At 67.7% G+C, this 13,789-nt stretch carries 14 protein-coding genes; 7 read left to right on the forward strand and 7 right to left on the reverse strand.

The annotated features are described in order from the left end of the window. Genes G3W89_RS11455 through G3W89_RS11480 form a run of 6 tightly spaced genes read left to right on the forward strand, consistent with a single transcriptional unit; the run spans position 1 to position 7,691 of the window. Positions 1-1,077 (forward strand): branched-chain amino acid ABC transporter permease, encoded by a 1,077-nt coding sequence (locus G3W89_RS11455; RefSeq protein WP_162574202.1) that lies wholly within the window; start codon positions 1-3, stop codon positions 1,075-1,077. Positions 1,078-1,086: 9 nt separating this feature from the next. Then, the gene (locus G3W89_RS11460) at positions 1,087-1,887 is read left to right on the forward strand and encodes an ABC transporter ATP-binding protein (RefSeq protein ID WP_162574203.1); all 801 of its coding nucleotides are present in this window, start codon (positions 1,087-1,089) and stop codon (positions 1,885-1,887) included. Beyond that, on the forward strand, positions 1,884-2,660 hold the full coding sequence (locus G3W89_RS11465) for an ABC transporter ATP-binding protein (protein ID WP_162574204.1): 777 nt from the start codon (positions 1,884-1,886) through the stop codon (positions 2,658-2,660). The genes G3W89_RS11460 and G3W89_RS11465 overlap by 4 nt, the downstream gene beginning before the upstream one ends. Next, the gene (locus G3W89_RS11470) at positions 2,660-4,501 is read left to right on the forward strand and encodes an AMP-dependent synthetase/ligase (RefSeq protein ID WP_162574205.1); all 1,842 of its coding nucleotides are present in this window, start codon (positions 2,660-2,662) and stop codon (positions 4,499-4,501) included. Before G3W89_RS11465 ends, G3W89_RS11470 begins: the two co-directional genes overlap by 1 nt. Before the next feature lie 11 nt (positions 4,502-4,512). Then, positions 4,513-6,120, forward strand: a complete 1,608-nt coding sequence (locus G3W89_RS11475; RefSeq protein WP_162574206.1) for an AMP-binding protein — start codon at positions 4,513-4,515, stop codon at positions 6,118-6,120. Further along, positions 6,117-7,691 carry an acyl-CoA carboxylase subunit beta gene (locus G3W89_RS11480; RefSeq protein ID WP_162574207.1) on the forward strand — a complete coding sequence of 525 codons (1,575 nt, stop codon included), beginning with the start codon at positions 6,117-6,119 and terminating at the stop codon, positions 7,689-7,691. The genes G3W89_RS11475 and G3W89_RS11480 overlap by 4 nt, the downstream gene beginning before the upstream one ends. 53 nt (positions 7,692-7,744) lie before the next feature. Here the strand turns inward: G3W89_RS11480 and G3W89_RS11485 are convergent, their stop codons facing one another. From G3W89_RS11485 to G3W89_RS11495, 3 genes are all read right to left on the reverse strand, one after another. Further along, on the reverse strand, positions 7,745-7,936 hold the full coding sequence (locus G3W89_RS11485) for a hypothetical protein (RefSeq protein ID WP_162574208.1): 192 nt from the start codon (positions 7,934-7,936) through the stop codon (positions 7,745-7,747). Positions 7,937-8,063: 127 nt separating this feature from the next. Then, positions 8,064-9,089, reverse strand: coding sequence for a P1 family peptidase (locus tag G3W89_RS11490; RefSeq protein WP_162574209.1), 1,026 nt, complete (start codon positions 9,087-9,089; stop codon positions 8,064-8,066). 33 nt (positions 9,090-9,122) lie between these two features. Then, positions 9,123-9,773, reverse strand: a complete 651-nt coding sequence (locus G3W89_RS11495; protein WP_162574210.1) for a cation transporter — start codon at positions 9,771-9,773, stop codon at positions 9,123-9,125. A 55-nt stretch (positions 9,774-9,828) separates the two neighbouring features. On the opposite strand from G3W89_RS11495, the gene G3W89_RS11500 reads away from it, so the two are divergent. Continuing rightward, the gene (locus G3W89_RS11500; RefSeq protein WP_162574211.1) at positions 9,829-10,302 is read left to right on the forward strand and encodes a Cd(II)/Pb(II)-responsive transcriptional regulator; all 474 of its coding nucleotides are present in this window, start codon (positions 9,829-9,831) and stop codon (positions 10,300-10,302) included. Positions 10,303-10,479: 177 nt separating this feature from the next. On the opposite strand, the gene G3W89_RS11505 is transcribed toward G3W89_RS11500, so the two are convergent. The 4 genes from G3W89_RS11505 to G3W89_RS11520 form a co-directional block, all read right to left on the reverse strand. Next, positions 10,480-11,391 carry a glycerophosphodiester phosphodiesterase gene (locus G3W89_RS11505; protein WP_232076466.1) on the reverse strand — a complete coding sequence of 304 codons (912 nt, stop codon included), beginning with the start codon at positions 11,389-11,391 and terminating at the stop codon, positions 10,480-10,482. 161 nt (positions 11,392-11,552) lie between these two features. Further along, positions 11,553-12,134 (reverse strand): DUF1439 domain-containing protein, encoded by a 582-nt coding sequence (locus G3W89_RS11510; RefSeq protein WP_162574213.1) that lies wholly within the window; start codon positions 12,132-12,134, stop codon positions 11,553-11,555. A gap of 144 nt (positions 12,135-12,278) precedes the next feature. After that, positions 12,279-13,247, reverse strand: a complete 969-nt coding sequence (locus G3W89_RS11515; RefSeq protein ID WP_162574214.1) for a Bug family tripartite tricarboxylate transporter substrate binding protein — start codon at positions 13,245-13,247, stop codon at positions 12,279-12,281. A 42-nt stretch (positions 13,248-13,289) separates the two neighbouring features. Further along, the gene (locus G3W89_RS11520; protein ID WP_162574215.1) at positions 13,290-13,730 is read right to left on the reverse strand and encodes an OsmC family protein; all 441 of its coding nucleotides are present in this window, start codon (positions 13,728-13,730) and stop codon (positions 13,290-13,292) included. Positions 13,731-13,789 lie beyond the last annotated feature (59 nt).

The following is a 13,789-nucleotide window of genomic DNA, read 5'->3' on the forward strand; positions in this document are numbered from 1 at the left end:
ATGCGCTTCGTTTTCAAGACCGATTACTTCCAGGACATCGCCTTGGCGCATCGGCCGGGGCAGCGGCTCTGGTACGGGCTGCTCGCCCTGGCGCTCGCCGCGCTGCCGCTGTGGGCCGGCGCGTACTGGATCTCACAGGTCACGCTGATCCTCATCTACGCTGTCGCAGGCCTGGGCTTGATGCTTCTGGCCGGCTACACGGGCCTCGTCTCGATCGGCCACGCGGCGTTCCTGGGCGTGGGCGCGTACGCGCAGTCTTATCTCGTCGGCAAGGGCTGGCCGTTCCCGCTCGCCCTGCTGGCGGCCGGCGGGCTCTCTGCGGCGATCGGTGTCATCGTGGGTCTGCCCGCCTTGCGCGTCAAGGGCATCTATCTGGCCATTGCCACGCTGGCCTTCGGCTTCATTGCCGAGGAGGTATTCGCCCGCTGGGAGTCCGTCACCGGCGGCAATGGCGGCCTGCAGGTCAAGGCACCGGCGATCGGCGCCTGGCAACTGCGATCTTCCGAATCCCTTTACTACCTGTCGCTGGTGCTTTGCGTGGTGGTGACGCTGTGCGTACTGAACCTGCTGCGCGGGTCCACCGGCCGTGCCTTCATTGCCATGCGCGACTCCGAGGTGTCGGCGCAGAGCATGGGGATTCACCTGGCCCGCTACAAGACGCTGGCTTTCTCGTTGTCGGCCGGCATCGTCGGGCTGGCCGGCGCGTTGTACGCGCACAAGCTGCGGTTCGTCTCGCCGGAGCAGTTCGGCATTTCGCAGTCCATCGATCTGCTGCTGCTGGTCGTGGTCGGCGGCCTGGGCTCGGTGCATGGTGCCTTTCTGGGTGCCATCTTCCTCATCACGATGCCGCAGCTCATCTCCATCGCGAAGGACTTTCTCCCCTCCGCCATCGCCCAGGCGACCGGCCTGCAGGCCCTGGTGTTCGGCGCCGTCCTCATGGGGTTCGTGATGTTCGAGCCGCAGGGCTTGTATGGCCGCTGGGTGAAGGTCCGGACGTACTTCGAGATGTTCCCTGCTTACCGGAAGGGCCTGTTCAGGCGGCAGAAGTCTTTCCAGAAATCCGAACGGCTGAAGTAGGGCAACCCGATGACGGAGATCATTCTTTCCGCGCATGACCTCTCGGTGCGCTTCGGTGGCGTGCTGGCGGTCGACCGCGTGAGTTTCGACGTGCGGCGCGGCGAGGTCTTTACGCTGATCGGCCCCAATGGCGCGGGCAAGACGACCGTGTTCAACCTGATCAGCCGCATCTACGAGCCCAGCAGCGGGCACATCACCTTCGAAGAAAGGCGCATCACCGATCTACCGCCTCATGGCATCGCGTCTGTCGGCATTGCACGCACGTTCCAGAACATCGAGTTGTTCGAGCACGCGAGCGTGCTGCAAAACCTGTTGATCGGGCACCATGCGCATCGCGCAGCCGGGTTCTGGAGCGAGCTGTTCTTCACGCCCGCAGCGAAGCGCGCCGAGCTGGAGGCGCGCCTGCTGGCGGAGCAGGTCATCGAACTGCTGCGCCTGCAACGCTACCGCGATTCGCTGGTCGCCGGCTTGCCTTATGGCATCCGCAAGGTGGTGGAGATCGGCAGGGCGCTGTGCACCAAGCCCAAGCTGCTGCTCCTGGACGAACCCTCGTCCGGCTTGAACCCCGAGGAGACGGGCGGCATGGCGTGGTGGATCGAGGAGATACGCGACGAACTGGGGATCACCGTGTTGATGGTGGAGCACGACATGACGCTGGTCTCGCGCGTCTCGGATCGCGTCCTGGCGATGAACCAGGGGCAGGTGCTGGCCGAAGGCACGCCCGCCGAGGTGCAGAGCCACCCCGGCGTGATCCAGGCTTACCTGGGCACGGTCGACGCCGAGCCCGAAGCCGCGAGGAGGGTTGCATGAGCCGAACGGACGCGATTCTTTCCTTGGCCAACGTGGAATGTGCGTACGGGCCGGTCAAGGCGCTGCGGGGCGTCAGCCTTCGCGTGGCGAAAGGGCAGATAGCCACCGTGCTCGGCTCGAACGGCGCGGGCAAGTCCACCATTCTGAAGACGATCTCGGGCGTGCTGGATCCGGTGCGCGGCAGCATCAAATTCAAGGGCGAGGACATTGCCGGCATGGAGCCCGCGCGCATCGTGCAGCGACATCTGAGCCACGTGCCTGAAGGACGCGAAGTGTTCCCGCTGCTGAATGTCCATGAGAACCTGTTGATGGGCGCCTACACGCGCAAGGATGCCGACGGCGTCGCCCGCGACCTCGAACAGGTCTATGGCTACTTTCCGATCCTGAAGGAGCGCGAACGGCAACCCGCGGGGCTGCTGTCGGGTGGCCAGCAGCAGATGCTGGCAATCTCCCGGGCGTTGATGGCGGCACCCGAATTGATCCTGCTGGACGAGCCCAGCCTGGGGCTGAGCCCGAAGCTGACGAAGGACATCTTCGACATCGTGGTGCGAATCAACCGGGAGCGGGGCACCAGCATCCTGCTGGTGGAGCAGAACGCGAACATGGCGCTGCAGGTGGCTGACTACGGCTACGTGCTGGAGAACGGCCGGCTCGTGATGGAAGACCGCTGTGAGCGGCTGCGCGAGAGGGACGACATCCGCCAGGCCTACCTGGGCGGCCATGCAACGGGCGCGCACCAGAAGCGGCGGCCGAACCCACGGAGGCTTGCCTGATGAGCCCGTCGCGCGGCACGCTGCCAGCGGAATTTTCGCGACTCGTGGCCGAGCGGCCCGACGCCACGGTCATGCGTCAGAAGGAACTGGGCGTGTGGCGCCAGTATTCGGCTCGCGATGTCGGCGAGCAGGTGGCGCGCATCGCTGCGGGGCTTTCCGCCTTGGGCGTGCGACCGGGCGAGGTGGTCGCCATTGCGGCAGGCACGTGCAAGGAATGGCTGCTGGCCGACCTCGGGGCGCAGACCGCAGGCGCCACCGTCGCCGGGGTGCATGTCACGGACGCAGCGCACGAGACATGCCGCGAGCTTGCCGCTCTGGAAGCGCGCGTGCTGTTCATCGAAGGCGAGGAGCAGTTCGAGACCCTGCTGGAAGCGGGCGAGCTGGCGCGGCTGGAGCACATCGTCGTGTTCCGCGCGGACGGGCTGCGGCGCGCCGGCGACCCGCGCCTGGTCAGCCTGCACGATCTGCAGGCGCGCGGCCAGCAGGCACTCGCCGCTGACGCGAGCCTTGTGCAGCGCCTGCTGAGTTCGCGCACCGCCGCCGACGCCGCGATGATCGTCTACACGTCGGGTGCCACCGGCCGATCAAAGGGCGTGCTGCTGTCGCACCGGGCCGTGTTGACCGCCGCAGGTGCACTGCAAACGGCTTTGGCGGGGACCGGCGCCATGGCGGGCGAGCGCGTTCTGTTCCAGCCCTTGAGCCACGTCATGGAGCGCATCGGCGGCATGTACGCCAGCTTGATGCAAGGCGCCGTGCTGAACTTCGTCGAGAGCCAGGACACCGTGTTCGACAACCTGCGCGAAGTGCAGCCCGATGTGATCTTCGCGGTGCCGAGAATCTGGGAGCGGCTGCATTCGTCCCTGGTGGTCACCTTGCATGAAGCGACGCGACTCCAGCAGTGGGCCTACGAGCGCACGCTGCGCCTGGGCGAGTCCGTGGCGCGCGCGCGGGAGCAGGGCACGACAGCCTCGGCCGCGACCCGCCTTCTGCATGCGGTGGGCAATCGGCTGGTGCTGGGAAATCTGCGCCGCATGATGGGCCTGGACCGGCTGCGCGTGGGGATTTCCGGCGGTGCGCCGCTGTCGCCCAGCCTGGTGCGCTGGTATCGCGGGATGGGCATCGATCTGCGGCATGCCTGGGGCCTGACGGAGATGGCGGGGTATGCCGCCATCGCCGAAGCGGGCGACGCGCCCGAGAGTGCGGGCCGGCCCCTTCCTGGCGTGGAGGTCCGGCTCTCGGAGCAGGCCGAGATCCTGGTCAAGGGAGCATCCCTGCTGTCGGGGTATCGAGGCAGTGCGCCGCGGTCGCAGTCGCAGTGGCAGTCGCAGTCGCAGTCGCAGCCCGAGCTCGACGATGGCTGGTTGCGTACCGGCGATATCGGACGCATCGATGCCTCGGGCCGGCTCGAAATCGTCGGTCGGCTCGACGAGGTGATCGCGATGGCAACCGGGCGGCAAGTGTTCCCGATGGAACTGGAGAACCGCATCAAGTCCAGCCCCTACGTTGCCGATGTCGTGGTGGTCGGCGACGGGCGTCCCCAGCTGTCCTGCCTGGTGATGATCGACCACGAGGCGGTCGAGCAATGGGCACAAGAGCGGCAAGTTGCTTTTTCGGACTTTCGTTCGCTCTGCGCCAGTCCCGAGGTGCTGAAGCTGATCGGCGACGAACTCAAGCGCACCGGGGCACAGGCCGAGCAAGGCGTGATCGCCTTCCGGCTGATCGACACACCCGCCGATGGCGACGAAGCGTCATTGACGCCTGCGATGAAACTGAAGCGATGGCGCATCGTGGATCGATACAGCGGCGCCATCGACAGCATGTATGCCGTCGCGGCCGCTTGAGGAGAAACCCCGTGTCGCATGTTCCAGGAATGCCGCCGCTCTCGGAGAGGACCTTCAGCGCCGTGATCGCGCAGCATGTCGCCCGTCGGCCGGACCAATGCGCCGTGCGCGACCCCGAGCGCGCACTCAGTTTCGGTGGCCTGTACGAGGAAGCGCTGGCCGTCGCCGGTGGGCTCGAGCGGCTTGGCGTGCGCGACGGCGAGCCGGTGCTGCTCATGCTCGACAACCACCTGGACGCGGTGATCGCATGGTGGGCGCTGGCCCTCACCCGCCGCGTCGAGGTGCCGGTGAACACGGCGTACCGCGGCTCCATCCTCGTGCACGTGGCCGAGAATTCCGGCGCGCGCGTCATCGTGGTGGATGCCGTTTACCTGCCGGTGCTGGCCGAGGTGATCGAACGCCTGCCGCGGCTGGAGCACGTGATCGTGCGCGGCGCTCCCGAGGTGCCCGTGCCATCCGGCCCGAGAGCGCATCGATGGGAAGAACTCCGGGGCCCGCGCGCGGCCCCCGTGCAGCTCGCACCCTGGGACCTGATGGGCATCATGTACACGTCGGGCACCACCGGGCCTTCCAAGGGCGTGAGGGTGACTCAGGCGCACGCCTACGGCTATGCCGCGCCGGCGGTGCTGGGCCGGGCGGTGCCGGAAGATGTCAGCCTGGTGACCTTGCCGCTGTTCCACATCGGGGGGCAGTGGGCCGGCGTCTACAACAACCTGATTGCAGGGGGAAGCAGCGTGGTGCTGCCGCGCTTCTCGGCGACGACGTACTGGGACGACGTGCGCCGCTACGGCTGCACCTACACGCTGCTGCTCGGGGCGATGGCCAACTTTCTCTTCCAGCAGCCGCCGCGCGAGGACGATCGGACGCATGGCATGCGGCAGGTGCTGATGGTCCCCGTCGTCCCGCAGCTGAGGGAGTTTCAGGAGCGCTTCGGCATCGAGTCGGTCGCCACGGCGTACGGGCTGACCGAGGGATCGACGGCCTTGATCGCGCCGCAGGGGCGGGCACGCCCCGGCGCTGTCGGCGTGCCTCGGCCGGACTTCGAGGTGCGCCTGGTCGACGCGCATGACGTCGAGGTACCCGAAGGAAAGACCGGCGAGCTGCTGATCCGGCCCGACGAGCCCTGGAGTGTGATGGACGGCTATCACGACATGCCCGAGGCGACTGTCTCGGCGTGGCGGAACCAGTGGCTGCACACCGGCGATGCCTTCCGCATCGATGCGGACGGCCAGTATGTTTTCGTGGACCGGATGAAGGACGCGATGCGGCGCCGTGGCGAGAACGTGTCCAGCTTCGAGGTGGAGAAGGAGATCATGGAACACCCCGCGGTTCTGGAGGCCGCCGTGGTCGGCGTGCCCAGTGCCGCTACCGAGGACGACATCCTCGCCTGCGTGGTGTTGCGCCCAGGCGCCCAACTGCAAGCCGATGCGCTGCTGAATTTTCTGGAGGCCCGCTTGCCCTATTTCATGGTTCCCCGATACGTGGACTTCCTGCCCGAGCTGCCGAAGACGCCGACGGCCAAGATCCGCAAGCAGGCGCTGCGCGAACGAGGGGTCACGCCGGGCTGCCATGACAGGCCACCCCAGACCGGCAAACGACGCGCGGGAGGGTCCGCATGAGCGAGCAGCAGCGCGCGCCTTCTCCCTTCGAAGAACTTGCAGCGGCCCGTGAGGCGCTGCGCGACGGCGCGAGAGCAGCGGCCATCGAGCGGCAGCACCGTCTAGGCAAGATGTCCGCCCGGGAACGCATCGGCGCGCTGGTGGACCGTGGCAGCTTCCATGAGGTCGGAGCGCTCGTCCAGCCGAAACGCGATGCCTTCGGCACCGAAAATCTGCAGGCGCCAGCGGATGGCGTGCTCACCGGCTACGCGCAGGTCGACGGTCGCGCCATCGGGCTCTGCGCATTCGACTTCACGGTGCTGGGCGGCTCCAATGGGCGCATCGGCGAGCACAAGGTGGAGCGCATTGCCTCGCATTGCCTCGAGCACGGCTGCGCACTGGTGTTGTTGCTGGACGGCGGGGGGCATCGAATACAAGAGGGGCTCGACAGCAGGCACTTCGCGGAAGGTTCGCGCTACTTCCAGATCGCGGCGCATCTGTCGGGATGGGTGCCCACGGTTGCGCTGGTCATGGGCCCCGGGTTCGCCGGCCCATCGAATTTTGCGGCCCTCTGCGACTTCGTCGTGATGGTGCGCGGCACGTCGACCATGGGCATCGCCGGGCCGGCGCTGGTGGCCGCTGCCACGGGGGAAGTGGCCGACAAGGAGTCACTCGGAAGCCCGGAAACGCAGGCCGACCGCAACGGCCTTGCCGATCTCGTCGCGGACTCCGACGAGCACGCGCTCCACCTGGCGCGCAGCTACCTGGGCTACCTGCCTGCCAACGCCGCCGGCCTTCCGGCCTGCCAGGAGGCGCGGCCGCCGGCTCGGGACGACGAGGAGCGGCTGTCGACCGTGGTGCCCGACAACGTCAGGAAGGCCTATGACGTCAAGAACGTATTGCAGGGCATCTGCGACAGTGAAAGCATCTTCGAGCTCAAGCCGACCTACGCGCCCAATCTCGTGACGGCTTTTGCAAGAGTGGGTGGAAGACCGGTTGGGATCGTGGCGAACCAGCCCCTGCACCTCGCCGGCACGCTCGACGCGCGCGCATGCGAAAAGGGCGCGCACTTCGTGTCCGTGTGCGACGCGTTCGGCTTGCCGCTTGTTTACCTCATCGACGTCCCCGGGTTCCTTGTCGGCAGCGAAGCCGAGGACTCAGGGCTGGCGCGGCGCAGCGCCCGTCTGCTGTTCGAGCTCGGCCAAGCCACGGTGCCGCGCATCTCCGTCGTCATGCGCAAAGGCTATGGCCTGGGGTACATCGCGATGTGCGGGGGCCGGAGCTTCGACGCTGATCTGTGCGTCGCATGGCCGACCGCCGAGATCTGTGCCATGTCGATCGAGGGTGCCGTGGACGTTGCCTATGCCAGGCAGGTGTCTTCTGCTGCCGATCCCGCCGCCCGTCGCGAGGCGCTGATTCAGCGCTTTCGTAGCCAGCTCGGCCCCTTGCATGCGGCGGCACATTTCGGCATCGACGACGTGATCGATCCGCGAGAAACGCGGTCCGCCATTCTCGGCACCTTGGAGCGGTGCACGCAACGCAAGCCCGGGCGAGAGCCTTCGCAGCGCCGCCACGGTATCTCGCCCGTCTGAACGCGGGCCGATTGCAGGGACAGACGCCGGCCCGGCCTTCGGCGGCCCGGCGGCTAACGCCAGACGTAATGCCCCGGAACGCGCCTTCCATGCTCGCGATGTGCAGGCACCCAGACCTTGTGCTTGCGGTGGTGAGGCATCACGTGCTTGCGTTCCATGCGCGAGTGCGGTGTCGGATGCATGGGTTGCGCCATGGCCGCGGCGGACACAGCGCAGGCCGCGAGGGCGAGAAGGATTTTCTTCATGTTGGATCTCCTTGGATGAAGTAAGTGAGTGCCCGAATCGGCACCCCGCAAGGCTAAGGCCTTTCACCCAGGGACGCAGTCGGAATGAAGATCCGATTTGCACGCTAGCAACACAGGACCAGGGCGATCAGCCAAGATCCGAGGCGCTCGGGAAAACGTTGTCGCCGACCCGCACGGTGCGTGCTGCCCGCACCGCACGCAGCGTCGCCCGTGCCACGACCTCGGCCGCCATCGTGCCGAGCACCGTCATTCCCGGTGCGTCGCCATCGATCGGCACGCGCCCGGTGGCGAGCGCGAACAAGGTGTCTCCGTCGCTCATGGTGTGCACCGGGTTGATCGCGCGCGCCAGCCCGTCGTGCGCCACCGCGGCGAGCCGGTTGGCCTGGACCTTGGTGAGCCGGGCGTCGGTTGCAATCACGCCCAGCGTGGTGTTGGTGCCCGCCAGCAGCGGCTGCGGCAGCTCGCCGCGCAGCAGGGCGCGCCGCGTGTCGAGCAAGGCCCCTCCGCCGTCGGTGCGCGCGCCGGCCACGACCTGCGCCGTGTCGGGGTCGAGCACGTCCCCGAGCGCGTTGCAGGCGATCAGCGCGCCCACTGTCACGCCCTTCACCGTGACCGAGGCGCTGCCGATCCCGCCCTTCATCGCGCGGTGCAGCCCGAAGAGCTTGCCCACCAGCGCGCCGCTGCCGGCGCCGACATTGCCTTCTGCCGGGGCCGCCGTCGTCGCGGCGTCGCACGCCGCATAGCCGGCCGCCGCATCGGGCCGGATGCGCGGATCGCCGACGGGCAGATCGAACAGCACGGCGGCAGGGACGATCGGCAAGGTGCCGAAGCGCACGTCGAGGCCGATGCCGCGCTCCTCCAGCCAGCGCATCGCGCCCTCGGCCGCGGCCAGGCCCCAGGCGCTGCCGCCCGCGAGCATCACGGCATGTACCTGCTGGACAAGGTTGCCGGGCGCGAGCAGATCGGTCTCGCGCGTGCCGGGGGCGGCGCCGCGCACGTCCACACCGGCCACTGCACCCTCGCGTGCCAGGATCACGGTGCAGCCGGTGGGCCGACGCGGATCGCTGAAATGGCCGACCTCGATGCCGGCGACGTCGGTGATGGCGCCTGCGTCGGGCGCAAGGACAGGGAAGGAAGAGGACAGCTGGGACATCGCCGACGATTATGGAACCGTCGCCGAAGCGACTCAGGCGCGCTTCGTGCGGTCGGCGCCGGTTCGGCCCAGCTCGCCGCGCGCCTGCCGCAGCACGGACCATCCACCGCTGAGCGCCAGTGCCGACATGACGGCGGCCACAGCCAGGTCGGGCCAGGCCGAGCCGGTGCCGAAAACGCCGAGAGCCGCCAGCATGACAGCCACATTGCCGATCGCATCGTTACGCGAGCACAGCCATACGCTGCGCATGTTGGCATCGCCTTCGCGGAAGGCGTAGAGCATCACGGCGACCACCACGTTCACGCCGAGGGCCAGCGTGGCCACGAGACCCATGGTGAGTGCCTCTGGAGGGATACCCTGCATTGCCGACCACAGCGTCTTGCCGGCTACGAAGAGGCCGAAGCCCACCATGCTGAGGCCCTTGAGCACGGCCGCCCGGGCGCGCCAGGCGAGGCCCATCGAAAGCACGGCCAGGGTCACGCCGTAGTTTGCCGCGTCGCCGAAGAAGTCGATGGCATCGGCGAGAAGCGAGACCGAGCCCGAACGGAAACCCGCGCCGATCTCGACCGCGAACATCAGGGCGTTGAGTGCGAGCGCCACCCACAGCACGCGCCGGTAGCGCGGGGTGTCGGCGGCCGAAAGGTGTTCATGGTCGTGATTGTGTTCGCAGCAGCTTGCAGACATGGTTTCTCCAGTGATGGCAACATTGGAAAGGTTGAAGTCACTGGAAGGTCAAGCCATGCCTGTCGCAAACCTGCCCGGGGAGCAGGGTTACCGCATCGGCGATGCCGCCGCGAGGAGCGGCCTGAGCGCCACCAACATCCGCTATTACGAGAAGGAAGGCCTGGTCGAGCCGCAGGCGCGCGGTGACAACAGCTACCGCCTCTACACCGATGCCGACGTGCACCGGCTGCGCTTCATCCGCCTGTGCCGCGCGATGGACATGTCGCTCGACGAGGTCCGAGCCCTGCTCGGGCTGGACCTGCGCAGCAAGGCTGATTGCGCCGCGGCGAGCGTGGCCCTCGATGCGCACCTGGGCCATGTGCGCGAGCGGCTGCGCGAGCTGCGTTCGCTCGAGAAGGACCTTATCGCGTTGCGGGACTGCTGTGACGGCAGCGATGCGCACTGCCACATCATCGAGGCGCTGCACGCGCGTGCCGATGCGCAGCCGGCAGGGGAGGCACCGGGGACGCGCGCCACCCGGCACGTCTAGTGGGCCGTAACAGCCAATTCAGGAGTGCCTGCCACGCCAACGACGCGCATGGCGGCGTTGCAAATGCTCGCAATAGCTTCGGCTATTGCTGCGCTTTGCGCCTTGCCCTGCACGCCGTTGACGCGGCCTTCACTCCCGAATCGACTGTTACGGCCCACGTGGTCGCCTCCAGGACGCTCAGGGCTTCGCGGGCGCCGGCAGCGCGAGCCCGCGCTCGCGCATCAGGTCGCGCAGCAGCGCAGGATCGTCGGTGATGATGCCGTCCACCTGCCAATCCATCAGCTTTGCCATGTCGGCGCGCCGGTTCACCGTCCAGGGCACGACCTGGAAGCCCAGCGCCTTCGCCTCCTGGACCTGCGCGGCCGTTAGGTCATTGAAGGCAGGCGACCAGATCACCTTGCCTTCGCTGGTTCCAGCGGCGGCCTTGACCAGGCGCGGGGCCGAGCCGAAGTCTTCGAGCCGCAGGCCCGAGGTCCAGCGCGGATCCCGGAGCGTGCGCCCGGTCGTGAGATAGGCGCGCTGCAGCTGCGGCGCCCACTGGCCGACCAGCGCCAGCGTGCGCCAGTCGAAACTCTGCACGGTCACGCGCGGGCCCATGCCCGCCTTGTCGATCTCGGCGAGCAGCGCGCGCACCATTTGTTCGGGTGCCGCGGTTTCTTGGGGGAGTGCCGGGTCGAGCTTGGTTTCGATGTTGAAGCGGACCTGCGTGGCGTTGCGCGCGCGCACCCGATCGAAGAGCGCGGCCAGGGCCGGGATGCGCTCGCCGTCGCGCGGCACCTGCAGCGCGAACTGCTTGCCGTAGGGCGTCGCGGGGTCGATGCGCCCGACGTCGTAGGCCTGCAGCTGCGAGAACGTCAGCGCGCGGATCGCCGGACCCTTGGCGGCGAGGAAGGCGCCAGTCGCATCGCGCGTGTGGTCGGGGTTGAGCACCGTGTCGTGCGAGATCACCACCACCCCGTCGGCCGTGAGTCCGATGTCGAGCTCGAGCGTGCTGACGCCCATGTCCATCGCGTTGTCGAAGGCAGCCAGCGTATTTTCCGGCGCGAGCGCCCGGCCGCCACGATGGGCCTGGAGGTCGAACTCGTGCATCGCGCCTGGGCTCGGCGCAGAGCACCCTGCAAGCCACAGTGCCGCCGCCAGCCATGCCGCGGGCAATCGAAGCGATGCGGAACCGGCTTTGCCGGGCCGCTGGAGTTGCCCCCGGAGAGGGGGTGGGCGGCTACACGAAGTGAGCCAACCTGGGGGAGAGCTCATTTCAATTCGACCTTGATGCCATCTCGCAGCACCGTGATGTCACCGATCTCGTAGGTCTTGCGCCCGACGGTCAGCTCCTCGGCGGTGAAGGTGCGCAGCGGTTGGTCGCGCAGCAGTTCCTGCGCGACCACCGCGCCGATCTGCTGCAGGCGCTCGGCGTCCCGCCCGGTCACGCCCTGGAGCTCGAGCCGCTCCGCGCGGGGCTGGTCGAGGCGCAGCGCGCGGGCCGCCGCGTCGTACCTGAGTGCGCTGCTGACGGACACCACGCCTTCGACCTTGGAGGGCCGCAGCAGCGGGCTCGCGATGCTCAGCAAGGCGGTGATCGCGGCACGGTTCGCCCCGGCCTCCAGGCCCAGCTGCGGGTCACGCAATTCGACGGTGAAGATCTCGGCATAGCGCTGCTGCACCGGAAAGCGCTTGGCGATCTGCGCCTGCAGCTCTTCGCGGCTCGCGGTGTATTCGCTGGTGAAGAAATTGAAGCCCGCCAGCGCTGCGAAGGGCGCGGGCGCTGCAACTGCGCCAAGCACGGCGCGCACAAGAACACGGCGGGAAAGCGGCGGGAAAGAGCGGTACTGCATACCGCTCGGAGCTTGCCACAGCTCGATGGTTCAGTCGTGAAGCGACGAGAGGAACTGCTTGAGCTCGGGCGTCTGCGGATCGCCGAACAGCGCATCATGTGCCCGGCCACTGCGGCGTTGGTGGCGATGGTCTGCGTCTGGCCTTCAATCCATCCTGGCGCCGGAGGCCTTGACGGCCTTCTCCCAGCGCGGCGTCTCCGCGGCGAGGAAGCGGGCGAAATCCTCGGTGCCCAGGAAGGCAGGGTCGGCGCCCTGGCTGGTCATGCGCTCGCGGACCTCCGGATTGCCCAGCACCTGCCGGAACGCGTCAGAAAGCTTCGCGATTACGTCCTTCGGCGTGCCGGCTGGTGCCAGGAAGCCGTAGAAGCCGACCACTTCGAAGCCCTTGATGCCGCTCTCGATCACGGTCGGAATGTCGGGCAGGGCGGGGTTGCGCGCGGCGCTGGTCACGGCGAGCGCCCGCACTTTGCCTTGCTTGTGATAGTTGGCCGCCTGCGGGATGGATTCGGCCATGAACTGCACCTGGCCGCCCATCAGGTCGGTAAACGCCGGCGCGCTGCCCCGATAGGGGATGTGGACCATGTAGAGGCCCGTGGCCGTCTTGAACATTTCCGGTACCAGGTGGCTGATGCCGCCGTTGCCGGCCGAGCCGTAGTTGATCTGGCCAGGCCGCGCCTTGGCATAGCGCACGAACTCCTGGAGATTGTTCACCGGCAGCTTGGGCGTGACCAGCAGCGCCAGCGGCTGCATCGCAGTGCGCGCGATGGGCGTGAAGTCTCGCAGGGTGTTGTAGGGCAGCTTGCTGTAGAGCGCACCGTTGATCACGGCCACGCCGGTGTTCGCGAGCATCAGGGTGTAGCCGTCCGCCGGACTCTTGGCCACCGCGTCCGCGCCCACGGAGCCGCCGGCTCCAGGTTTGTAGTCGATCAACACCGGCTGTCCGAGCACAGCTTGCAGCTTGTCGCTGAGCAGGCGGGCGTGCTGGTCCAGCGGGCCGCCGGCCGGAAAGCCGATCACGACCTTGATGGGCTTCTCGGGAAATGCGGCCAGCGCCGCGGCCGAGGCCGCGAGGCACCACGCCGCCACCAGCGTCTTCTTGACGTTGCCGTTCATGTTCGTCTCCTCGTTGGGAGGACGATCATAAGCAGCGCGGGTTCAGGTCTTGAGCGTTGCCTTCAATGTGATCTCGGGCACGCTCGCCAGCGCCTTCGAAAGCGGGCAGCCGGCCTTGGCACCGGCAGCGAGTTCCTGGAACTTCGCCTCGTCGATGCCAGGAATCACGGCTTCCAGCTCGAGCTGGATGCGGTCGATCTTGAAGCCGGGACCATCCTTCGCCAGGCGCACTGCGGCCTGGGTGTCGATGCGCGTCGCGGTGAAGCCCGCGCCCTCCAGCGCGAAGGCGAGGGCCATCGTAAGACAGCCGGCATGCGCGGCGCCGAGAATCTCTTCAGGATTGGTGCCGGTGCGATCGTCCTCGAAGCGGCTCTTGAAGCCGTAGGGATAGTCCTTGAGTGCGCCCGTTTCCGTGCTGATCTGGCCCTTGCCGGTCTTGCCGGCGCCTTCCCAGTGAACACTTGCGCGCTTGTCTGCTGCCATGAGAGCTCCTCGGTGGTGGTGGGGTGAAGGAGCCGACTTTGTACGCCTGAACGCGCGGC

This window comes from Variovorax sp. PBL-H6 (assembly GCF_901827155.1).
GTDB lineage: Bacteria > Pseudomonadota > Gammaproteobacteria > Burkholderiales > Burkholderiaceae_C > Variovorax.